Here is a 22,783-nt window from a genome sequence, read left to right as displayed (position 1 = left end):
CTCCCTGCCTGTCGTGTCTGTACCACGGCGTCTACTATCCTTTGAGGAAGGTAAGTGCGAGTGGGGCTGAAAGATTTCATGTTCGGCTCAGCTTGTTTCATTGATGTCTCGCGGAAGTTTCAGTCCATGGAAATCGATCCGTTGTTGCGAATCCTGGCGAGCCAGAATGGTTCCGACCTTTACATGTCCACCGGTGCGCCGCCATGCGCGCGTTTCGAGGGGGTGATCAAGCCCTTGGCTAACGAGGCCTTCAAGGTCGGCGACATTGCCCGTCTCGCCGAGTCTTTGATGGACGCCGAACAGCGCCTTGAGTTCGATCGGGAACTGGAAATGAACCTGGCGATCTCCCTGGCGGGCGTCGGGCGGTTCCGGGTCAATATCTTCAAGCAGCGCAACGACGTGTCCATGGTGATCCGCAACGTCAAGCTGGATATCCCGCGCTTCGAAGACCTGAAACTGCCCCGGGTGTTGTTGGACACCATCATGCAGAAACAGGGCTTGATGCTGTTCGTCGGTGCGACAGGCTCGGGCAAGTCGACCTCCCTCGCGGCGCTGATCGATTACCGCAATCGCAACAGCAGCGGTCACATCATCACCATCGAGGATCCGGTGGAGTACATCCATCGGCACAAGAAATCCATCATCAACCAACGGGAAGTCGGTGTCGACACCCGCAGTTTTCATGCCGCCCTGAAGAACACGTTGCGCCAGGCACCGGATGTTGTGCTGATCGGCGAGATCCGCGATCGGGAAACCATGGAGCATGCCCTGGCTTTCGCCGACACCGGGCACCTGGTGATTTCCACCTTGCATGCCCATAACGCCAACCAGGCCTTGGACCGGGTGATCAATTTCTTCCCGGAAGAACGCCGGCCGCAGTTGCTGCATGATCTGGGCAACAACCTCAAGGCTTTTGTTTCCCAGCGTCTGGTGCGCACCCGCACCGGCCAGCGGCGGGCGGCGGTGGAGGTGATGCTGGGTTCACCGACGGTGGCCGACCTGATCCGGCGCAACGAACTTGGTGAGCTCAAGGGGATCATGGAGAAGTCAGAGGAACTGGGCATGCAGACTTTTGACCAGGCGCTGTTCAACCTGGTAGTCGAAGGGGCCATCGATGAGGAAGAAGCGCTGAAAAATGCCGACTCGGCGAACAACCTGCGATTGCGTTTGAAGCTGCACAGCGAGTCGGGCGCGGCGGCGCCACCGGCCGATCCGTCGGCGGGTGAGTGGGGGTTGATGGATTGATCAGGTGATCGTGCACCGCGGGCAATCTCGCTTTTCTGATGCTCAGAGACTGACTATTCCAGGCAAACACTCACCTTGTGGCGAGGGAGCTTGCTCCCGCTCGGCGGCGCAGCCGTCGTAAAACGGCTTGCGCGGTCTATTGGAGTGATCGAGGCGACCCAATGGGGGCCGCTTCGCAGCCCAGCGGGAGCAAGCTCCCTCGCCACAGTGGCCCGCGTTTCACCGGAGATCCATTGTGGGAGCGAGCTTGCTCGCGATGAGGCCCTGACGGTCAGTTCGCCAGCTCAGGCCGACCGCGAAACTGCTCCAGCGCCCCGGGATTGGCCAAGGCATCGGTGTTCTTTACCGCCTCCCCATGCACCACGTTGCGCACCGCCAACTCCACTACCTTGCCGCTGATGGTCCGCGGAATATCAGTGACGGCGAGGATCTTCGCCGGCACATGCCGTGGTGTGGTGTTGGCCCGGATGACCTGGCGAATCCGTTGTTCCAAGGCCTCATCCAGCATCACGCCATCACGCAGGCGCACGAACAGCACCACCCGGACATCACCCTGCCATTGTTGGCCGATGGCGACGCTGTCCAGCACCTGCTCGACCTTTTCCACCTGCCGATAGATTTCCGCCGTGCCGATGCGCACACCGCCCGGGTTGAGCACGGCGTCGGAGCGTCCATGGATCAACAGGCCGCCGTGGGGCAGTTCCTCGGCGTAGTCACCTTGGGCCCATACCCCGGGGAACTGGGCGAAGTAGGACGCGCGAAGTTTTTCCTGCCGAGGGTCGTTCCACAAACCAATGGGCATCGCCGGGAAATGCCGGGTGCACACCAACTCACCTTTTTCACCGATGACCGGCGTGCCGGCCTCGTTCCAGACCTGCACGGCCATGCCCAGGCTCTTGCCCTGCATCTCGCCCCGGCGGACCGCTGACAGCGGGTTGCCGTTGACGAAGCACGACACAATGTCGGTGCCGCCGGACATCGAGGCCAGGCAGATGTCGGGCTTGAGGTCCCGGTACACGTAGTCGTAGCTATGGGGCGCCAGTGCCGAGCCGGTGGACAGGAGGGTTTTCAGGCTGTCCAAGCGGTGCGTCTGCCGTGGCTTGAGGCCCTCGCTTTCCAGGGTCGCGAGGAATTTGGGGCTGGTGCCGAACACGCTGATGCGCTGCTGATCGATCAGGTCCAGCAAGCGCGCGGGGCCGGGGTGGAACGGCGAACCATCGTAGAGCACCACTGCGCTGCCCACGGCGAGGGCCGACACCAGCCAGTTCCACATCATCCAGCCGCAGGTCGTGTAGTAGAACAGCCGATCCTCGGGGCCGAGGCCGACGTGCAGGCCATGTTCCTTGACGTGTTGCAGCAGCACGCCGCCGGTGCCATGGACGATGCACTTCGGCACGCCGGTGGTGCCACTGGAGTACAGGATGTACAGCGGGTGGTCGAACGGGACGCTGACGAACTCCGGTTCGCCGCCGCTTTGGTAAAAGTCGTTCCACAACGCGACGGCAGCCGAGGTCTTGAAGTCTTCGACGCGGGCGTCAGGCTCGGCATAAGGCAGCACGATCAATTGCTGCAATGATGGCAATCGTTCAAGGATCTCGTTGATCTTGGGCCGTTGGTCGATGGTTTTCCCGGCATAGCGATAACCCGCGCACGTGATCAACACCTTGGGCTCGATCTGGCCGAAGCGGTCGATGACGCCCTGGGTGCCAAAATCCGGCGATGAGCACGACCAGATGGCGCCCAGGCTGGTGCTGGCGAGCATTCCCACCAACGTCTGCCAGGTGTTGGGCATGCAGGCGGCGACCCTGTCGCCCCGGGTCACGCCGGCCGCTTGCAGGCTTTTTTGCAGGCCGGCGACATGGGCGGCGAGTTCGGCCCAGGTCAGGTATTCCTCGTCGCCGTTTTCGGCCAGCGCTACCACGGCGAGGGCGTCATCGCGGCGGCGCAGCAGGTGTTCGGCGAAGTTCAGCGTGGCGCCCGGGAACCACTGGGCGCTGGGCATTTGCACGCCTTCCACCAGTACCGCGTCGGGGGCTTGGTGAAAGCGAATCTCGAAGAAATCGACGATGGCCTGCCAGAAGGCCTCGCGCTGGTCGATGCTCCAGGCGTGCAGGGCAGGGTAGTCGTTCAGTTGCAACTGATGCCGCGCGTTGGCGAACCGGCGAAAGGCGTCCATGCGTGACTGGGCGATGCGTTCGGGGCTGGGTTGCCAGAGGATGTCGGACATGGGGTGCCTCTTGTTTTTTCGGGCTTATAAACATTGCAGCACAAGGCGCACTTTGTGGCGAGGGAGCAAGCGGTGAAACGGTGCTTCCTGTAGCCAGGTCGCTTCTGTGGCGAGGGAGCTTGCTCCCGCTGGGCTGCGAAGCAGACCCAATAGGCGGCCGCTACGCAGCCGAGCGGGAGCAAGCTCCCTCGCCACAAAGGGCGCTTTCACCACACAAGGTTGCGTATCTATTGAGCCAACCACCCACCATCGATATTCCACGCCGCGCCCCGCACCTGGCTGCCGGCTTCACTGCACAGGAACAACACCAGTTCCCCCAGTTGCGGCGGGGTGACGAATTCCAGGGACGGCTGTTTCTCGGCCAGCAGGTCATGCTGTGCCTGTTGCGGGTCGACGCCCGTGGCAATGCGATCATCGATCTGTTTTTGCACCAGCGGCGTCAGCACCCAGCCCGGGCAAATGGCGTTGCAGGTCACGTTGCTGGTGGCGGTTTCCAGGCCGACCACCTTGGTCAGGCCGATCACCCCGTGCTTGGCCGCGACATACGCCGCCTTGCCCACTGAGCCGACCTGGCCATGCACCGAGGCGACATTGACGATCCGTCCCCAGCCCTTGGCCCGCATACCCGGCAGGCTCAGGCGGGTGGCGTGGAACACCGAGGACAGGTTGATGGCAATGATCGAATCCCAACGCTCCACCGGGAACTCTTCCACGGCGGCCACGTGCTGGATCCCGGCGTTATTCACTAGGATGTCCACGCCACCGAACTCGCGCTCGGCGTAGGCGAGCATGTCGGCGATCTGCGTCGGGTCGCTGACATCGGCCGGATGATGACCGACCTTGCCACCGAACTGTTTCACCTCGGCGATCACCGTCGAGGCATCGCCGAAGCCGTTGAGGATCAGGTTGGCGCCGGCCTTGGCCAGGCTCAGGGCGATGCCCAGGCCGATGCCGCTGGTGGAGCCGGTAACCAGGGCGGTCTTGCCCGAAAGAGGGGTTGTCATGGGGAACCTCACACAATGCCAGTGGCGTAGAACACACCGATCACGAAGAACACCGCGAGGGTCTTGATCAGCGTAATGCAGAAAATGTCTTTATAGGCTTCGCGATGGGTCAGCCCGGTCACTGCCAGCAGGGTAATCACCGCGCCGTTGTGGGGCAGGGTGTCCATGCCGCCGCTGGCCATGGCGGCCACCCGGTGCAGCACTTCCAGAGGGATGTTGGCGGCGTGGGCGGCGCTGATGAAGGTCTCGGACATCGCCGCCAAGGCGATGCTCATGCCGCCCGAGGCGGAGCCGGTGATGCCCGCCAGCAGCGTGACGGTCACCGCTTCGTTGACCAATGGGTTGGGAATGCTCTTGAGCCAGTCGGCCAGTACCAGGAAGCCGGGCAAGGACGCGATGACGGCGCCGAAGCCGTATTCCGACGCGGTGTTCATCGCCGCCAGCAAAGCACCGCCCACCGCGCTCTTGCTGCCTTCGGCCAGTTTGCTGCGAATGGCCCGGAAGCCGAACAGCAGGACCATGATAATGCCCACCAGCAACGCCGCCTGCACCGCCCAAATCGCGGTGAGCTTGGCGATGTCGCTGGTCACCGGGGCGCTCATGCCCGGCAGCGCCAGGCTGTGGGTCTTGCCATACCATTGGGGAATCCACTGGGTGAACAGCAGGTTCATGACCCCCACCGCCAGCAGCGGTGAAACGGCAATCCACGGGTTGGGCAGCTGGATGTCTTCGGCGGTTTCCGGCTCGTTGCGCAGCTCGGTGCCGTAGCCTTCGCCCTCGCGTTGGGCCTTGTTGCGCTGGCGTTGCAAGAACAGCATGCCAAGGCTGAACACGAAGATCGTACCGATCACTCCCAGCCACGGTGCGGCCCAGGCGGTGGTGTTGAAGAACGTGCTGGGGATGATGTTCTGGATCTGCGGCGTGCCGGGCAGGGCGTCCATGGTGAACGAGAACGCGCCGAGGGCGATGGTGGCCGGGATCAGCCGCTTGGGAATGTTGCTCTGGCGGAACATCTCGGCGGCGAACGGGTACACCGCGAACACCACGACGAACAGCGACACGCCGCCATACGTCAGCACGGCGCAGACCAGCACGATCACCAGCATGGCTTGGCGCGTCCCCAGCAAGCGAATCGCCGCGGCGACGATGGAACGGGAGAATCCCGACAACTCAATCAGCTTGCCGAACACCGCACCGAGCAGGAACACCGGGAAGTAGAGCTTGATGAAACCGACCATTTTCTCCATGAACACCCCCGTAAAGGCAGGGGCGACGGCGGACGGGTCGGTGAGCAGGACGGCACCGAGGGCGGCGATGGGGGCGAAGAGGATAACGCTGTAGCCACGGTAGGCGGCGACCATCAGCAGCGTGAGAGCTGCCAAGGCAATGATCACACTCATGGTGTGTCTCCTGGATTGTTATTGTTGTGGTGAAGCGGTGGCGGGGCTATAGCGAGTTTTGTGCCAGATGTGTAACTGGCTGAAATATAAGGATATTGTTTGATTTTGTGGAGGTGATCTGAAGATTTAGTCTCTGTTTTGAGATTTCTGGAGCTGTGCGGGCCTCATCGCGAGCAGGCTCGCTCCCACAGTTGACCGCGTTGAACAGGAGAAACGCTGTCCCCATGTGGGAGCGAGCCTGCTCGCGATGAGCGCGAAGCGCTCCAAAACAGGAGTCTAAATATAGAGATATGAGTCTCTTTATTGAGACTCGGCAATCCCCAACGCCACCATCTTCTTGTACAGCGTCGACCTTCCCAGCCCCAACCGCTCGGCCGCTTCGACCACCTTGCCCCCGCATTGCGCGAGGGTGGTTTCGATCAATTGCCGGTCGAAGCGCGCCCGGGCCTGGCTGAAGGTTTCATGGGGCAGGGGTTCAATGCTCACGTCCGCTGGCCGCGCCACCGGCGTGAACGTCCCGATGGCCGCGCGGATGTCCGTTGCCGTGAGTACCAGGTCATCGCTGAGCAGTGCGGCCCGTTCCAGCACATTGCGCAGTTCGCGGATGTTGCCCGGCCAGGCGTGTTGCCGCAGCAGGTCGAGGGCGGCGGGGTTCAATTCGTGCTGGCTGCGCAGCTCTTCCAGGATCGCTTCGCTCAAGGCCGGCAAGTCATCCAGGCGCTCGCGCAGCGGCGGCACCTGGATCGGCAGCACGTTGAGGCGGTAATACAGGTCGGCGCGAAACTCTCCACGCTTGATCGCCGCTTCCAGGTCCATAGAGGTGGCGGCGATCACCCGCACGTCGCTTTGCAGCACCTCGTTGGAGCCCACCGGCTCGTATTCCTTTTCCTGGAGCACCCGCAGCAGTTTGCTTTGCAGCGGCAACGGCATGTCGCCGATCTCGTCGAGGAACAGCGTGCCGCCTTGGGCAATCTGCAGCTTGCCGGCGCGGCCCTTGCGGTCGGCCCCGGTAAAGGCCCCCGGCGCGGTGCCGAAGAACTCGGCTTCCAGCAGCGATTCAGGAATCGCTGCACTGTTGATGCTGACGAATGCCTTGTGTGCCCGCGGCGAAGCGCTGTGGATGGCCTGGGCCAGCAGCTCCTTGCCGGTGCCGGTTTCGCCGAGCAGCAGCACCGGCGAATCGGCGCTGGCGCTGCGCCGGGCACGACGCTTGACCTCAAGGCCGGCGCTGCTGGTGCCAATGAAATGGGCAAAGTTGTACTTGGTTTGCCGCGCCCGCAGCAGCGAACGGGTGGAGGCCAGCTCTTCTTGCATGCTCAGGTAACGCTTGAGCATCGGCGACAGGCTGCGCAATTCATCGAACAAGGCAAAACCGATGGCGCCGATCACCGCACCCGCGCTGTCGTGGATCGGCAGCCGCATCACCACCAGCGGCTCCTTGGGGGTGTCCTGCATGTCCAGCAGGATCGGCCGCCCGGTGCGCACCACTTCCCGCAGCAGGCTGCTGGGGATCACGCTCTCGCAGGCCCGGCCAATCGCCTCCTGCGCCGAGTTCAGGCCGAAACGACGGGCGTAGCGCTCGTTCATCCAGACGATATTCGCGTCACGGTCGACAATCACCGTGCCTTCGCTGGACTGCTCGATGATCTCGAACAACGAACGGATCGCCAGCGTGCGCACGCGCTTGTAATCCTTGAGGCTTTCGGTGGGGTTCATGCTAGTTCCAGAATGTGTGGGTTCTGTTCGGGCCTCTTCGCGAGCAGGCCGCGACGCGGTCCAACGGCATGACGCCGATTATGCCCACCCCGGATGCGCCGCCGCCAACAACTCCTTGGTATAGGGATGCTGGGGCGAGTCGAACACGTCATGGCTGGCGCCTTGCTCGACCACTTTGCCGTCCTTGATCACGATCATGTCGTGGGCCAGGGCGCGGACCACCGCCAGGTCATGGCTGATGAACAGGTAGGTCAGGCCGTGCTTTTCCTGGAGCTGGCGCAGCAGGGCGACCACTTGTTTCTGCACGGTGCGGTCCAGGGCCGAGGTCGGTTCGTCCAGCAGGATCAGGGCCGGCTTGAGCACCAGGGCCCGGGCGATGGCGATGCGTTGGCGCTGGCCACCGGAAAACTCATGGGGGTAGCGGTGGCGGCTCTGGGGGTCGAGTCCGACTTCCTTGAGGGCCTGGATCACCTGCGCCTCACACGCCTCGGCGCTGGACGGGCTGTGGACTTCGAGGCCTTCGCTGATGATCTGTTGCACCGACATGCGCGGGCTGAGGCTGCCGAACGGATCCTGGAACACCACCTGCATCTTTTTGCGCCACGGCCGCAGGGCCTTGTGGGATAACTGTTCAAGGGCATGGCCCTGGAAGTGGATGCTGCCTTCGGATTCGATCAGCCGCAGGATCGCCTGGCCCAGGGTGGACTTGCCGGAACCGGATTCGCCGACGATGCCCAGGGTCTTGCCGCGCTGGATGCTCAGGCTGATGCCGTCCACGGCGCGCAAGTATTCCTTGCGTCGGAACAGCCCACCGCCCAAGGCAAAACTCACCCGCAGGTCCCGCACCTGCAACACGTCTTCGCGTTCGTCCCGGGGCAGGGCCTCGCCTTCCGGTTCGGCGTGCAGCAGCTCGCAGCTGTAGGGATGTTTCGGTGCGCTGAACAGGGTTTCGCAGGGTGCCTGCTCGACGATTTCCCCGGCCTTCATCACGCACACCCGCTGGGCGATGCTGCGCACCAGGTTGAGGTCGTGGCTGATCAGCAGCAAGGACATGCCGAGCCGTTGCTGCAAGGACTTGAGCAGCAGCAGGATCTTGCGCTGCACGGTCACGTCCAGCGCCGTGGTCGGTTCGTCGGCGATCAACAGCTCCGGCTCGCAGGCCAGGGCCATGGCGATCATCACCCGTTGCCGCTGGCCGCCGGACAGTTGATGGGGGTAGGCCTTGAGCCGCTCGGCGGGTTTCTGGATGCCCACCAGGGCCAGCAGTTCCAGGATGCGCTGGCGCGCCGCCTTGCCGCCCAGGCCCCGGTGCAGCATCAGGGTTTCACCGATCTGCTTTTCGACGCTGTGCAGTGGGTTCAGCGAGGTCATCGGTTCCTGGAAGATCATGGCGATGCGGTTGCCGCGCAATTCCCGCAGGGTCTTGGCCTCGGCCCCCAGCAGTTCCTGGCCACGGTAGCGAATGCTGCCGGTGGTGCGAGTGCCGGTCTCGGGCAGCAATTGCAGGATCGAATGGGCCGTCACCGACTTGCCGGAGCCCGACTCGCCCACCAGGGCCAGGCATTCGCCGGGGCGGATGTCCAGGCACAGGTTGCGCACCACCGTCTGGTCGTTGAAGGCCACGCTCAGGTCGCGGATTTCGATCAGGTTGTCGCTCATCTCAAGGTTCCGCTTCATGGCTGTTTCAAGATCGTGGATCAAAGGCGTCGCGCAACGCCTCGCCGATAAATACCAGCAGGGAAAGAATCAGTGCCAGGGTGAAAAATGCCGTCAACCCCAGCCACGGCGCTTGCAGGTTCTGCTTGCCTTGGGCGATCAACTCGCCCAGCGATGCACTGCCGGCTGGCATGCCGAAACCGAGGAAATCCAGGGCGGTGAGGGTGGAGATCGCCCCGGTGAGGATAAAGGGCAGGTAGCTCAGGGTGGCGTTCATCGCATTGGGCAGGATATGCCGCACGATCACCTTGCGGTCGGACAGGCCCAGGGCCCTGGCGGCCTTGACGTATTCAAGGTTGCGCCCACGCAGGAACTCGGCGCGGACCACGTCCACCAGGGCCAGCCAGGAAAACAGCGCCATGATCCCCAACAGCCACCAGAAATTCGGCTCGACGAAGCCGGACAGGATGATCAACAAGTAGAGCACCGGCAGCCCGGACCAGACTTCCAGCAAGCGCTGTCCGAGCAGATCCACCCAGCCGCCGTAATAGCCCTGCAACGCACCGGCGGCGATGCCGATCAACGCGCTGATGGTGGTCAGGGCCAGGGCGAACAGGATCGACACTCGCGCGCCGAAGATCACCCGGGCGAGCACGTCCCGGGACTGGTCATCGGTGCCCAGCCAGTTCACCGCCGAGGGCGGGCTCGGGGCCGGCTGGTTGAGGTCGTAATTGGGCGTGTCGTCGCTGAACGGGATCGGTGGAAACCACAGCCAGCCGCCGTTCTTGTGGATCAGGTTCTGCACGTAGCTGCTGCGGTAGTCGGCCTGGAACGGCAGCTGCCCACCAAACTCCTGTTCGGTATGGCGCTTGAACACCGGGAAATACAGCGAGCCCTGGTAGCTGACCACCAGCGGTTTGTCATTGGCGATCAATTCGCCGCCCAGGCTCAGGATGAACAGGCCGATGAACAGCCACAATGACCACCAGCCCCGGCGGTTTTTCTTGAAACGTTCGAAACGTCGGCGGCCCAAGGGGGAAAGCTTGAACATCAGGCGTTCCTCGCGGCGAAGTCGATGCGCGGGTCCACCAGGGTGTAGCAGAGGTCGCCGATGAGTTTGATCAGCAGGCCGAACAGCGTAAAGATGAACAGCGAGCCGAACACCACCGGATAATCCCGCGACACGGCGGCCTCGTAGCTCATGCGTCCCAGGCCGTCGAGGGAAAAGATCACTTCGATCAGCAAGGAACCGGCGAAGAACACGCTGATAAACGCCTGGGGAATGCCCGAGACCACCAACAGCATCGCATTGCGGAACACGTGGCCGTACAGCACCCGGCGTTCGCTCATGCCCTTGGCTCGCGCGGTGACCACGTACTGGCGGGTGATTTCATTGAGGAACGAGTTCTTGGTCAGGATCGTCAGGGTGGCGAAGCCGCCGATCACCAGGGAGGTGACCGGCAGCACCAGGTGCCAGAAGTAATCGGCGATCTTGCCCAGCGTGGACAGCGACTCGAAGTTGTCCGACACCAGCCCGCGCACCGGAAACCAGTTCAGCGAGGTGCCGCCGGCAAACATCACGATCAGGAACATCGCGAAAAGAAACGCCGGCATGGCGTAGCCGATGATGATCGCCGTGCTGCTCCACACATCGAATGCCGAGCCGTGGCGCACGGCCTTGCGAATGCCCAGGGGGATCGACACCAGGTAGGTGATCAAGGTCGCCCAGAGCCCAAGGGAGATGGTCACCGGCATTTTTTCCAGGATCAGGTCGGTGACCGTGGCGCCGCGGAAGAAGCTCTTGCCGAAGTCGAGGCGGGCGTAGCTGCCGAGCATCAGCCACAGGCGCTCATGAGCCGGCTTATCGAAGCCGTATTGTTTTTCGATGTCCTTGATCAACTGCGGGTCGAGGCCGCGACTGGCTCGGGAGCTGCCGGTCATCTCACCGCCCGAGCTGCCGACGCTGCCGCCGCCGATGCCTTGAAGCTGGGCGATGGCCTGTTCCACCGGGCCGCCGGGTGCGGCCTGCACGATGACGAAGTTCACCAGCAGGATGATCACCAGGGTGGGAATGATCAGCAGCAGGCGCCGCGCGATATAAGCCCACATCAATGCGGCCCTCCGGGTGTGCCGCGCCTGAGGCGTTCGGCGCGCATCTGCTCGTTGGTCAGCGGTGTGGTGCTCACTTCCCACCAGCTTTCGATGGCTTCGTCATTGCTGGCCTGGACCTTTGGCATGCCGAAGCGGTTCCACCACACGGTGGAGCTGCCAGGCGGGTAATAGTTGGGGATCCAGTAGTAATTCCATTGCAGCACCCGGTCCAGGGCGTGGGCATGGTGCAGCATGTCGGCCTGGGTGCTGGCCTTGACCAGCCCGTCGATCAGCGTGTCTACCGCCGGGTTCTTCAAGGCCATGTAGTTGTTGGCCCCTGGATCGTTGGCGGCCGCCGAACCGAAGTAATTGTAGAGTTCCATGCCCGGCGAAGTGCTGACGGGATAGCCGGTGATGATCATGTCGTAGTCGCGACTCATCAGGCGATTGACGTACTGGGAGGCGTCGATGCGGCGGATGCTCATGTCGATGCCGATTTGCGCCAGGGTTCGCTTGTAGGGCAGCAGCAGGCGGTCGATACCGTTCTGGCTGTTCAGGAAGGTGAAGCTCAGCGGTTCGCCCTCGGCGTTCACCAGGCGGTCGCCCTCGGGTTTCCAGCCCGCCTGTTCCAACAAGGCCAGGGCTTGCAGTTGTTTGTCGCGGATCACGCCGCTGCCATCGGTTTTCGGGGCCTGGAAGACCTGGGTGAAGACTTCGTCGGGAATCTGCCCGCGCAACGGCTCGAGAATCGCCAGCTCGCCGGCGTCCGGCAGTTTGCGGGCGGCGAGGTCGGTGTTGGAGAAAAAACTCTGCTGACGCACATAAAGGTTGCGCATCATCTGGCGGTTGCTCCATTCGAAATCCCAGAGCATCGCCAGGGCTTGGCGCACGCGGCGGTCCTGGAATTGCGGTTTTTGCAGGTTGAAGACAAAACCCTGGGCGGTCTGGGGCGCCTCTTTGGCCAGGTGGGCCTTTTGCAGGCGCCCGTCCTGCAGGGCCGGGCCGTCATAGCCGATGGAATAGCCGGTGGCGGAAAATTCGCGGTTGTAGTCATAGGCGCCGCCGCGCAGCACCTGGCGGGCGACGTCGGTGTCGCCGAAATATTCGATGCTGAAATGGTCGAAATTGTAGAGCCCGCGACTGACCGGCAAGTCCTTGCCCCACCAATCGGCATTGCGTTCGAAGGTAATGCTGCGCCCGGAATCGACCTTGCTCACTCGGTAAGGGCCACTGCCCAGTGGGGCCTCGTAGCCGCCGCCGTTGGCGAAATCGCGGATCTTCCACCAGTGTTCGGGAAAGACCGGCAGGGTGGCGACGTCCAGGGGCAGCGTGCGGCTTTCGTTGTTCTTGAAGTTGAAGCGCACGGTGCGCGCGTCCTCGACCACGACGTCCTTGACCGCCGCGAACTGGGTGCGATAGCGCAGGCTGCCTTGGGTCATCAGCAGCTCGAAGCTATAGCGCACATCCTCGGCGGTGATGGGCTTGCCATCGGCGAAGCGGGCCTTGGGGTTCAGGTAGAAGCGCAGGGACAGGCCATCGTCGGCACCCTCCATCTTCTGCGCCACCAGGCCATAAACGGTATAGGGCTCGTCCAGCGAGCGCTGGGCCAGCGGCGAATACAGCATCCCGTCGATCTGGCTGACGCCGATGCCTTTGTCGATGTAGGGCAGGATGTGGTCGAAGTGGCCGATCTCGATGGCCGAGCGGCGCATGGTCCCACCTTTGGGGGCCTGGGGATTGGCGTAGGCGAAGTGGCCGAAGCCTTCGGCATATTTGGCGGGTTCGCCATAGACGGTCAGAGCATGTTGCGGTGCTGCATCGACGCCTGGGGCGCCTGTGAGCAGGACTGCGGCAGTCAATAGCAGTGAAGAAAACGCCAGTCGCATTGTCAGCCTTAAAGCCGGGTGAACGTTGACATGATTTGTACGCGAGCAGCGGCTGAATCGCCAGCCCTTGTGGCGAGGGAGCTTGCTCCCGCTCGGGTGCGCAGCAGCCGCCAATGGTTGGGCCCGCTTCGCAGTCCAGCGGGAGCAAGCTCCCTCGCCACAATGAATCACATCACCCTTGAGTGAAGGGGCTCTGTACCGGAATCAATCCTGGCGGCTGGTGACTTCCAGCAAGTGGTAGCCGAACTGGGTCTTGACCGGGCCCTGGACCGTATTGATCGGCGCGCTGAACACCACGGTGTCGAATTCCTTGACCATCTGGCCCGGGCCGAACGAACCCAGGTCGCCGCCCTGACGGCTGGATGGACAGGAAGAGTTGGCCTTGGCGATTTCGGCGAAATCGGCGCCGGCTTCGATCTGGGCCTTGAGTTCGTTGCACTTGTCTTCGCTGGAAACCAGGATGTGGCGGGCAGTGGCTTTGGCCATGGGGCAAAATTCCTTTCAATGTATTTAAAGGTGTTGAGCCTACCGGATTCATCGACGGGGTGTTGTCAAAATTGCGTCAAAACCTTGGGCCCGGCGATCAAAGGCCGGCCTTGCGCAGGCGCTCGGCGTGGCGCAGGTAAAGCTCTGCGGGGTTTGTTCCCGAGCATGCCTTGCCGCTTCCAGGGTTGATGGCCTCCATGTGGTCCATGGGGTAGTCAGAGCGAATGACCCTGCCCAAGTGCGAACTGAAACGCCCGACCAGGCCGTCGTTCTGCCCGGCTTCGGTGATGAAGTATTCGGAAAAGGCGCGGCAGAAAGCCTGCAAAGGCACCTGTTCTTTACCCATCGGTTCTTGCAACGTGCCGCTCCATGAGTAGTAGCGCACGCCATTGACCCGCTCCGGTCCGTTCCCGCCCCAGTGCTTCGGCAGGCCCTGGGGGTATTTGTCATTGAAGGCGCCAACGCATTCTGTGGTCAGCGTCGCCAGGGCGGCGACGGCGGCCGGCGATAGCTGCGCCTGGCCGTCCAGCAACGAGATGAAGTCAGCGAACAGCGTGGCGACACCCCGTGCCACATGCCCAGGCAGTCGTCCGGGGGTAAGGGCCTTGCGCAGGAAGTCGGCCAGTTCGGAGCCATGGTTGGGACCACTGACCGAGGTGACCGAGGCCACTTTGTCAGGTGCCAGCGCGGCGGCATACCGGGCGGCCAGCGCGCCCTGGCTGTGGCCGATCAGGTTTACCCGGGTAGTACCGGTGCCGGCCAGGACCCGATCGATCTGCGCCAGCAATTGTTCGCCTCTGGCCTCGTTGGAGTGGTTGGCCGACAAGTACGGGATGAATACCCGGGCACCGCCTGCGCGTAGGGCCTGTTTGATGCCATGGAAAAGTTCGAAGCCGCCGATCTGGTCAAACCCGAACAACCCATGGACCAGCAGGATGGGAAATTGAGTGGTTGCATTCCGTTGCATGTTCGTACCTTTTTCGAAGAGGTTCACCTTGAATTTGCGACTTCACTCTAATGCAGGCTCATCCTGTGTGGTGTAGGAAGGAACCGCCCTGATCCAGGGAAATCGGAATAAAAAAAGTGGGAATAGTGGGAGGTAACCCGGTGGCGCTCAAAGGTGTAGGAGACCTCCGATAACCATTGTCGTTTGCAGCTACAGGTTCGAGCGCCAAGGACTCACTCCCGCTGTCGCCTTGTCTGGCTGTGGGTTTGCCGCGGGCGGGTTTTAATGGCTCCATCAGGCGCCGTTATCGGAACGGTGCCTTCATCCAAGGACTGGAGCTTGCACATGATCACCTATCCATCGCTTCAACGAACCCGTTCAATGTCCGAAACCAGGTTGCCACCACCGGTCCTGGCGGCGGCCAGGGACGGGGTGATCAACCCCGCTTGGCGCAGGGCTGTGATTACCGTCAAGCCGTATCCCATGATGACGTGCGGGGATGAGGTGTTGCTGCGTTGGCACGGCCTCAACAACGATGGCGAACCCTACCGGCATGAAGTGGCCGGGTTCGTCACCGAACGGCAAGTGGGGCGAGATGTCGTGTTCGTCGTGCGCGAACCGCATATCGCCGAGTTGGACGGTGGCTCGTTGGAGATCTCCTACCAAGTGACGGGCAAACGGTTGCCGGGCACGCTGGCGTCGGAACACCTGCAACTGGGGATCGGCGATGCCGCGCCGCAACTGCTGCCCGTCATTGCCAACGATGCGGTGGGTGGCAGTCTCGATCCGAACCGGGTGCCTGAAGGAACCTGGGTGAGCATCCGGCCCTACGCCAGGATGGCGGTCGGCGATCGCTTGATCCTGACGGCCAGCAAGGATTCCAACGTGCTGTGGCGCGATGTGCTGGACATAGAAGCCCACGCGGTGGGGCGTAAGGTATCGCTCTGGATCGATCATTCGTTGATCGCACCCCATGAAGGGCACGACCTGGCCTTGGTCTATGTGGTCCGGCACGGGCATTCGGTGCGTCGTGCCGAGCCTTTGTCGCTGCACATCGGTCCGCTGCGGCGTCCTGCGCTGAAGGCGCTCCAGATTCTAGAAATGAACGCCGGATGGCTGGAGGTCGACGCCCTGCAAGAAGGGGTGACGATTGTCATCGATGACCCCGGGCTTGAGGCGGGAGAGTGGGTCTGGTTGCAGTGCAATGGCAACTCCACTCATGTGCTTGAACGCGAAATCACCGAGGCCACGGCAGGTCAATCGCTCAAGTTTGTGATTCCTGCCAGTTATTGGCAGGAACAGCGCGACAGGTCAGTGAGCGTGTTTTATCAGGTCGAGCGCCTGGATGACGTCAGCCAGCGGTCCGAGTGGGTGACGGTCCAGGTCCGCTCCCGCGCGCCAGGCTGACTCAAGGCGTGCGCCGCCTTTGTGGGAGCGAGTTGACCATTAGTCCGGCAGTCGCCCAGGACCAGTTGTGGGAGCGAGCCTGCTCGCGAAGGCGGTCTATCTGAAATGATGATGTTGAATGTGCCACCGTCTTCGCGAGCAGGCTCGCTCCCACAGGGATTTGAGTTGACCATTAGGCCGGCAGTCACTCAGGACCAGTTGTGGGAGCGAGCCTGCTCGCGAAGGCGGTCTATCTGAAACGATGATGTTGAATGTGCCACCGTCTTCGCGAGCAGGCTCGCTCCCACAGGGATTTGAGTTGACCATTAGGCCGGCAGTCCCCAGGACCAGTGGTGGGAGCGGGCTTGCTCGCGAAGGCGGTCTATCTGAGACGATGATGTTGAATGTGCCACCGTCTTCGCGAGCAAGCCCGCTCCCACAGGGATTTGAGTTGACCATTAGGCCGGCAGTCACTCAGGACCAGTTGTGGGAGCGAGCCTGCTCGCGAAGGCGGTCTATCTGAAACGATGATGTTGAATGTGCCACCGTCTTCGCGAGCAGGCTCGCTCCCACAGGGATTTGAGTTGACCATTAGGCCGGCAGTCCCCAGGACCAGTGGTGGGAGCGGGCTTGCTCCCACAGGGATTTGAGTTGACCATTAGGCCGGCAGTCCCCAGGACCAGTGGTGGGAGCGGGCTTGCTCGCGAAGGCGGTCTATCTGAGACGATGATGTTGAATGTGCCACCGTCTTCGCGAGCAAGCCCGCTCCCACAGGGATTTGAGTTGACCATTAGGCCGGCAATCACCTAGGACCAGTTGTGGGAGCGAGCCTGCTCGCGAAGGCGGTCTATCTGAAACGATGATGTTGAATGTGCCACCGTCTTCGCGAGCAGGCTCGCTCCCACAGGGATTTGAGTTGACCACCAGGCCGGCAGTCACTCAGGACCAGTTGTGGGAGCGAGCCTGCTCGCGATGGCGGTCTATCTGAGACGATGATGCTGAATGTGCCACCGTCTTCGCGAGCAAGCCCGCTCCTACAGAAGTTGCGCTCGTTCGCTATTCCATCGGCGTGCTGACAAACGCCTCCAGCCCTTCGGCATAGGCGGTGAACGCGCTGATCGACGGGAATGACTTACCCTGCACCTGGTCCGGTACCACCAGGTGGGTGAAGCTCCAGGCCACCGCCACGGTAATACCGGCCTGATCGAGTGTGCCATCGGTGACCAGTGGCTGTTTCCCCAGTTCCTGCTCTAGCAAGTCATAGGCTGCCGCCAGTTGGCCTTCCACGCGTTCAACCCAGGGGGCGTGTTGGATTTCCGTCGGGCGCAGGTTGCGTTCGTAGTAGATCTGCACCGATTTCTCGCACGCCGCCAGGGCCAGGCCAATCAGGCGCAGGGAGCGCAGCCGCTGCCCACTGTCGACCGGCATCAGGCTTTTACCCGGCGCGGCCAAGGCCTCGAGATAGTCGATGATCAACGTCGAGTCCATCAGCACGTTGCCATCGTCCAGCACCAGGGTCGGAGCCTTGACCACCGGGTTGATGCGCTGGAACTGGTCGAAATGCCTGAACACCGAAACGGATTCGTGTTCCAGGGCAACCCCCAGGCACTTGGCGGAAATGGCGACGCGTCGCACATAGGGCGAGTCCAGCATGCCGATCAGTTTCATGACATCTCCTTCAGAAAGTCTTGTGGGTGTTAATCCTCGAACCCGACCTGTTCATGGATTTCATCGACCTTGAGTTCCAGCCGGTAAGCCACGGCGATGAACAACGCCTGGCACAGGCACAACGTGGCGCTCAGCGAACGGAAGGCGAACGAGCTGCCTTCGTTCACCAGCAACACCGCATTGGCCCGTTTGGCCAGGGGGGAAAGGTTGCTGTCGGTGATGATCAGGGTCTTGGCCTGGTGATGCTGGGCGATGCGCAAGCAGTGCTGGGTTTCCTTGCCATAGGGTGTGAAGCTGATGGCAATGACCAGATCGTTGGCCCGCACGCTGCGCATCTGCTCGCGGTAACTGCCCCCCAGGCCGGACACCAGGTGAATGCGCTTGTTGGTGTGCTGCAGGTTGTAGACCAGATAGTCGGCAACCGCGAACGAACGGCGTACACCCACCACATAGATGTTGTCGGCGTTGACCACCAGGTCCACGGCCTTTTCGAACGCCTGGTCGTCCAGCTCCAACCCCAGGCGCTCGATGCCCGACAAGGTTGCGTTGACGCATTCGCGGGCCAGGTCGCCACCGCTGGCTTTCTGCGACTTGTTGGCGATCATGCTGCGGATGCGCTGCTGGTAGTTCTGCACCGGGGTGGTCTTGTGAGTGTAGGCCTCGCGAAACAACGCCTGCATTTCGCTGAACCCGCTGAAGCCGAAGCGCTGGGAAAACCGGACGATGGCCGAGGGGTGCACTTCGCATTCCCGGGCGATGTCGCTGATGCGATCCACCATGATCCGGTCACTCTGCTGGCTCATGTAGCTGGCGATGCGTTTGAGCTGGCGCGGCAGGCTTTCGTATTCGTCGGTGATCAGTTGCAACAGGCGCTCGGCATTGATCGGTGGGCTCGGGAGGGCGGGTTCGGACGCGCTCTCGGACGGCGCCGGCAGATCATCGGGGCGGGTCATAGGAAATCCTTCTGGCTTGTTCTTATAGGGCGGCCCAAAAAAGACCGGCCCTCGACAATAGGTTGGCTGGTCGCAGTCTACAGCGTAGGCGCAGGGAAAATCATGGGCGGACAAATGTTGCAGCAGTGCTGAAACGATGCACTGTGCCTGGTTCGCTTGGGTCATAGCGTATTGGAAAAAATATTCCACGTAAAAAATTTATAGAATAATTATTGATTCTTGCCTGCGGCTCGTTTTAGTCTGCATTCACCAACAGCGTTGGCGCCGGTGTCGGCGACAAGCGCAGGCTGATAAAAATAACAGGAGCCAGCATGGGCCAGACTCGTTTTGCCAGTGGGCGTCAATTGGATGTGATCTGCCTGGGACGCCTGGGCGTCGACCTCTATGCGCAGCAAGTCGGCGCGCGCCTGGAAGATGTTTCGAGCTTCGCCAAGTACCTGGGCGGTTCCTCTGCCAACATCGCGTTCGGCACGGCGCGCCTGGGGCTTCGGTCGGCGATGCTGAGCCGGGTCGGGGACGACCACATGGGGCGTTTCCTGGTGGAGTCCCTGGCCCGCGAAGGCTGCGATGTCAGCGGCATCAAGGTCGATCCCGAGCGCCTGACGGCCATGGTCCTGCTGGGGATCAAGGACCGGGAAACCTTCCCTCTGGTGTTCTACCGGGAAAATTGCGCGGACATGGCGCTGCGCGCCGAAGACATCGACGAAACCTTCATTGCCTCCAGCAAGGCCCTGCTGATCACCGGCACGCATTTCTCCACCGATGGCGTCTACCAGGCCAGTATCCAGGCGCTGGACTATGCGCAAAAGCACCAGGTCAAGCGCGTCCTCGACATCGACTATCGGCCGGTGCTCTGGGGCCTGGCGGCCAAGGCTGACGGAGAAACCCGGTTTGTCGCCGACCAGAAGGTCAGCCAGCACGTGCAAGGCATCCTGCCGCGTTTCGACCTGATCGTTGGCACCGAAGAAGAATTCCTCATCGCCGGTGGCAGCGAAGACCTGCTGACCGCGCTGCGCACCGTACGCTCGCTGACGGCGGCGACCTTGGTGGTCAAGCTCGGCCCCCAGGGCTGCACGGTGATCCATGGCGCTATCCCGGCCCGGCTCGAAGACGGTGCGATTTACCCAGGTGTTCGCGTCGAAGTCTTGAACGTACTGGGCGCCGGTGATGCGTTCATGTCGGGCTTTCTTGCCGGCTGGCTGGAAGATGCCAGCGATGAACGCTGCTGTCAGTTGGCCAATGCCTGTGGCGGCCTGGTGGTGTCGCGCCATGCCTGCGCCCCGGCGATGCCGACCCGGGCCGAGCTCGACTATTTATTCCAGAGCCCGGTGCCGATCACCCGGCCCGACCAGGATGTCGTGTTGCAACGGCTGCACCAGGTCAGCGTACCCCGCAAGGCTTGGAAACAGTTGTTCATCTTTGCCTTCGACCATCGCGGACAATTGGTGGAACTGGCCCAGAAGGGCGGTCGCGAGTTGAGCAGCATCGGCGAGCTCAAGCAACTATTCATCCAGGCGGTGGCGCGGGTCGAAGCCGACCTGCGGCATCAGGGCATCGAGGCTGACGTCGGTCTGCTGGCCGACCAGCGCTTCGGCCAGGATTCGCTGAACGCTGCCACCGGGCGCGGCTGGTGGGTGGCGCGGCCGGTGGAGGTGCAAGGTTCGCGGCCGCTGGCCTTCGAACATGGGCGTTCCATTGGCAGCAACCTGATCGCTTGGCCACAGGAGCAGATCATCAAGTGCCTGGTGCAATTTCACCCTGACGACGAACCGCTGCTGCGCCTGGAGCAAGAGGCGCAGTTGATGGGGTTGTACAAGGCCTCCCAGGCCAGCGGCCATGAATTGCTGCTGGAAATCATACCGCCCAAGGATCACCCATCACCGCACCCGGACGTGCTCTATCGTGCCCTCAAGCGCCTCTACAACCTGGGTATCTTCCCGGCGTGGTGGAAGATCGAGGCCCAGGGCGCGCAGGAGTGGCAGCAGCTCGACGAGCTGATCCAGCAGCGCGACCCGTATTGCCGTGGCGTGGTCCTGCTGGGCCTCAATGCCCCGGCCGCCGCGTTGGCCGAAGGCTTTCGCCAGGCCCGTCGGAGCACCACCTGCCGTGGGTTTGCCGTGGGCCGTACGATCTTCCAGGAGCCGAGCCGGGCCTGGCTGGCCGGGGAAATCGACGACGAAACGCTGATCCGGGATGTGCAGGGCAGGTTTGTGGAATTGATCGAGGCGTGGCGCAGTGCCCGTGCTTGATGAGTTAACGCAGATCCAATGTGGGAGCGGGCTTGCTCGCGAAAGCGGTGTGTCAGGCAACATCAATGTTGAATATGCCGCCGCCTTCGCGAGCAAGCCCGCTCCCACAAGTGTTCAGCGTCGTTCTTACTGATTGTGAAAACAATAAAAGGTGCAGCCATGCCCGCTATTCGAATTGGCATCAACCCGATTTCCTGGAGCAACGATGACTTGCCGTCGTTGGGCGGCGAGACGCCGTTGAGTACGGCGCTGAGTGAAGGCAAGGCCATCGGCTACGAAGGTTTTGAGCTCAACGGCAAATTCCCCAAGGACGCCAAGGGCGTCGGCGATGTGCTGCGGCCTTATGACCTGGCGCTGGTTTCCGGTTGGTATTCCAGTCGCCTGGCCCGGCGTTCGGCGGCGGAAGAAATCGACGCCATCGCCAGCCACGTCGAGCTGTTGGCGCAGAACGGCGCGACGGTGCTGGTCTACGGCGAAGTGGCCGATTCCATCCAGGGCCAGCGGATTCCATTGGTCGAGCGGCCGCGTTTCCATACGGATGACGCCTGGCAAGCCTACGCCGACAAACTCACCGAACTGGCGCGCTTCACCCTATCCCAAGGCGTGCGCCTGGCCTACCACCACCACATGGGCGCCTACGTCGAATCGCCCACGGACATCGACAAACTGATGGCCCTGACCGGCAGCGAAGTGGGCCTGTTGTTCGACTCGGGTCACTGCTACATGGGCGGTGGCGAGCCGTTGCAGGTGCTGCGCAAACACATCGAGCGGGTCTGCCACGTGCACTTCAAGGACGTGCGCAAACCGGTGGTGCAACTGGCCCGCAACAACCTCTGGAGCTTCCCCGACTGCATCATCAACGGCACCTTCACCGTGCCGGGGGATGGCGACATCGACTTCGCCGCGTTGCTCGACGTGCTGCTGGCCGCCGACTACCAAGGCTGGCTGGTGGTGGAAGCCGAGCAGGACCCTGCCGTAGCCCCAAGTTATGCCTACGCCAAGAAGGGCTACGACACCCTGCGCGCCTTGCTGAACGAAAGGAGCCCGTCATGAGCCTGTTGATCAAGAGCCAATCCAGCGGCCGGACCATGGTCCAGTTGCCGGCGGGCGAGTTGGAATACGTCGGCTTCGCTGCCTACCGCCTGCGTCTCGGTGAAACCCTGCCAGTGGCCGCCGGGGACAAGGAATTGTGCCTGGTGCTGCTCAGTGGTCGCGTCAGCCTCAAGGGCGAAGCGCCGGGGCAGGGCGCCTTCGATTGGGACAACCTCGGTGATCGCCAGTCGGTGTTCGAGGACAAATCACCTTATGCCGCTTACCTGCCGCCCGGCAGCCAGGCCCAGGTCACCGCCCTGAGCGACGTGCAGATTGCCGTGTGCGCCGCACCGGGTTCGGCGCAAAACAGTCATGGCCCACGGCTGATCCGCCCGGACAGCATGAAGCGCAGCGTGCGCGGCAAAGGCGCCAATACCCGCTATGTCTGCGACATCCTGCCGGACAGCGAACCGGCGCACTCGCTGCTGGTGGTGGAGGTGCGCACGCCGTCGGGGCATTCCTCGAGTTACCCGCCCCACAAGCACGACACCGACGACCTGCCGCACCAGAGTTTCCTCGAAGAGACCTATTACCACCAGGTCAATCCGTCCCAAGGCTTCGTGTTCCAGCGGGTCTACACCGACGACCGCAGCATCGACCAGGCCATGGCGGTGGAGAACAACGACTTGGTGGTCGTCCCCAAGGGCTATCACCCAGTCAGCGTGCCCTACGGGTACGAGTCGTATTACCTGAACGTCATGGCCGGCCCGAAGCGGGTCTGGCAATTCCACAACGATCCGCAGCACAGCTGGCTGCTGGATCTCTGACCCCACACATA

The 22,783-nt window shown here is 62.3% G+C and carries 17 protein-coding genes; 5 read left to right on the top strand and 12 right to left on the bottom strand.

Going from position 1 to position 22,783, the window contains the following annotated elements:
* Positions 1–126: 126 nt before the first annotated feature.
* Complete coding sequence (locus M1D99_RS18560) at positions 127–1,245, top strand: PilT/PilU family type 4a pilus ATPase (RefSeq protein ID WP_458130577.1); 1,119 nt, start codon at positions 127–129, stop codon at positions 1,243–1,245.
* Positions 1,246–1,516: 271 nt separating this feature from the next.
* Here M1D99_RS18560 and M1D99_RS18555 read toward each other — a convergent pair whose 3' ends face one another.
* The 10 genes from M1D99_RS18555 to M1D99_RS18510 all read right to left on the bottom strand — a co-directional run bounded on the left by M1D99_RS18555 (position 1,517) and on the right by M1D99_RS18510 (position 14,678).
* Positions 1,517–3,472: an acetoacetate--CoA ligase gene (locus M1D99_RS18555; protein ID WP_434570955.1), complete on the bottom strand. Its 1,956-nt coding sequence runs from the start codon at positions 3,470–3,472 to the stop codon at positions 1,517–1,519.
* A gap of 227 nt (positions 3,473–3,699) precedes the next feature.
* Positions 3,700–4,476, bottom strand: coding sequence for a 3-hydroxybutyrate dehydrogenase (locus M1D99_RS18550; protein ID WP_458130576.1), 777 nt, complete (start codon positions 4,474–4,476; stop codon positions 3,700–3,702).
* Between the two features lie 8 nt (positions 4,477–4,484).
* A complete protein-coding gene (locus M1D99_RS18545; protein WP_186706698.1) occupies positions 4,485–5,876 on the bottom strand; it encodes a GntP family permease in 1,392 nt (463 codons plus the stop codon).
* 300 nt (positions 5,877–6,176) lie between these two features.
* Positions 6,177–7,592: a sigma-54 interaction domain-containing protein gene (locus tag M1D99_RS18540; protein ID WP_458130575.1), complete on the bottom strand. Its 1,416-nt coding sequence runs from the start codon at positions 7,590–7,592 to the stop codon at positions 6,177–6,179.
* A gap of 78 nt (positions 7,593–7,670) precedes the next feature.
* Complete coding sequence (locus M1D99_RS18535) at positions 7,671–9,251, bottom strand: ABC transporter ATP-binding protein (RefSeq protein ID WP_186710441.1); 1,581 nt, start codon at positions 9,249–9,251, stop codon at positions 7,671–7,673.
* A gap of 25 nt (positions 9,252–9,276) precedes the next feature.
* A complete protein-coding gene (locus tag M1D99_RS18530) occupies positions 9,277–10,299 on the bottom strand; it encodes an ABC transporter permease (protein ID WP_186729037.1) in 1,023 nt (340 codons plus the stop codon).
* Positions 10,299–11,357, bottom strand: coding sequence for a microcin C ABC transporter permease YejB (locus tag M1D99_RS18525; protein ID WP_434570951.1), 1,059 nt, complete (start codon positions 11,355–11,357; stop codon positions 10,299–10,301). Before M1D99_RS18525 ends, M1D99_RS18530 begins: the two co-directional genes overlap by 1 nt.
* Complete coding sequence (locus M1D99_RS18520) at positions 11,357–13,225, bottom strand: extracellular solute-binding protein (RefSeq protein WP_458130574.1); 1,869 nt, start codon at positions 13,223–13,225, stop codon at positions 11,357–11,359. Before M1D99_RS18520 ends, M1D99_RS18525 begins: the two co-directional genes overlap by 1 nt.
* 204 nt (positions 13,226–13,429) lie before the next feature.
* On the bottom strand, positions 13,430–13,711 hold the full coding sequence (locus M1D99_RS18515; RefSeq protein ID WP_186710432.1) for a peptidylprolyl isomerase: 282 nt from the start codon (positions 13,709–13,711) through the stop codon (positions 13,430–13,432).
* 97 nt (positions 13,712–13,808) lie between these two features.
* Positions 13,809–14,678 (bottom strand): esterase/lipase family protein, encoded by an 870-nt coding sequence (locus M1D99_RS18510; protein ID WP_458130573.1) that lies wholly within the window; start codon positions 14,676–14,678, stop codon positions 13,809–13,811.
* A 360-nt stretch (positions 14,679–15,038) separates the two neighbouring features.
* Here M1D99_RS18510 and M1D99_RS18505 point away from each other — a divergent pair, with 360 nt between their 5' ends.
* On the top strand, positions 15,039–16,064 hold the full coding sequence (locus M1D99_RS18505) for a hypothetical protein (RefSeq protein WP_434570944.1): 1,026 nt from the start codon (positions 15,039–15,041) through the stop codon (positions 16,062–16,064).
* Positions 16,065–17,099: 1,035 nt separating this feature from the next.
* Here M1D99_RS18505 and M1D99_RS18500 read toward each other — a convergent pair.
* Positions 17,100–17,711 carry a glutathione S-transferase gene (locus tag M1D99_RS18500; protein ID WP_186729050.1) on the bottom strand — a complete coding sequence of 204 codons (612 nt, stop codon included), beginning with the start codon at positions 17,709–17,711 and terminating at the stop codon, positions 17,100–17,102.
* 29 nt (positions 17,712–17,740) lie between these two features.
* A complete protein-coding gene (locus M1D99_RS18495) occupies positions 17,741–18,664 on the bottom strand; it encodes a MurR/RpiR family transcriptional regulator (protein WP_003202885.1) in 924 nt (307 codons plus the stop codon).
* Positions 18,665–18,975: 311 nt separating this feature from the next.
* Between M1D99_RS18495 and M1D99_RS18490 the strand changes: the two genes are divergently transcribed.
* The 3 genes from M1D99_RS18490 to iolB all read left to right on the top strand — a co-directional run bounded on the left by M1D99_RS18490 (position 18,976) and on the right by iolB (position 22,772).
* On the top strand, positions 18,976–20,913 hold the full coding sequence (locus tag M1D99_RS18490) for a bifunctional 5-dehydro-2-deoxygluconokinase/5-dehydro-2-deoxyphosphogluconate aldolase (protein ID WP_434570941.1): 1,938 nt from the start codon (positions 18,976–18,978) through the stop codon (positions 20,911–20,913).
* A 159-nt stretch (positions 20,914–21,072) separates the two neighbouring features.
* Positions 21,073–21,966: a myo-inosose-2 dehydratase gene (iolE, locus tag M1D99_RS18485; protein WP_186710422.1), complete on the top strand. Its 894-nt coding sequence runs from the start codon at positions 21,073–21,075 to the stop codon at positions 21,964–21,966.
* Positions 21,963–22,772: a 5-deoxy-glucuronate isomerase gene (gene iolB / locus M1D99_RS18480; RefSeq protein ID WP_411385000.1), complete on the top strand. Its 810-nt coding sequence runs from the start codon at positions 21,963–21,965 to the stop codon at positions 22,770–22,772. The genes iolE and iolB overlap by 4 nt, the downstream gene beginning before the upstream one ends.
* The last annotated feature ends 11 nt before the right edge of the window (positions 22,773–22,783 follow it).

Source organism: Pseudomonas sp. R3-41, from assembly GCF_054161485.1.
Note: the sequence above shows the minus strand (reverse complement) of the source record. Positions and strands in the feature narration are given on the sequence as shown.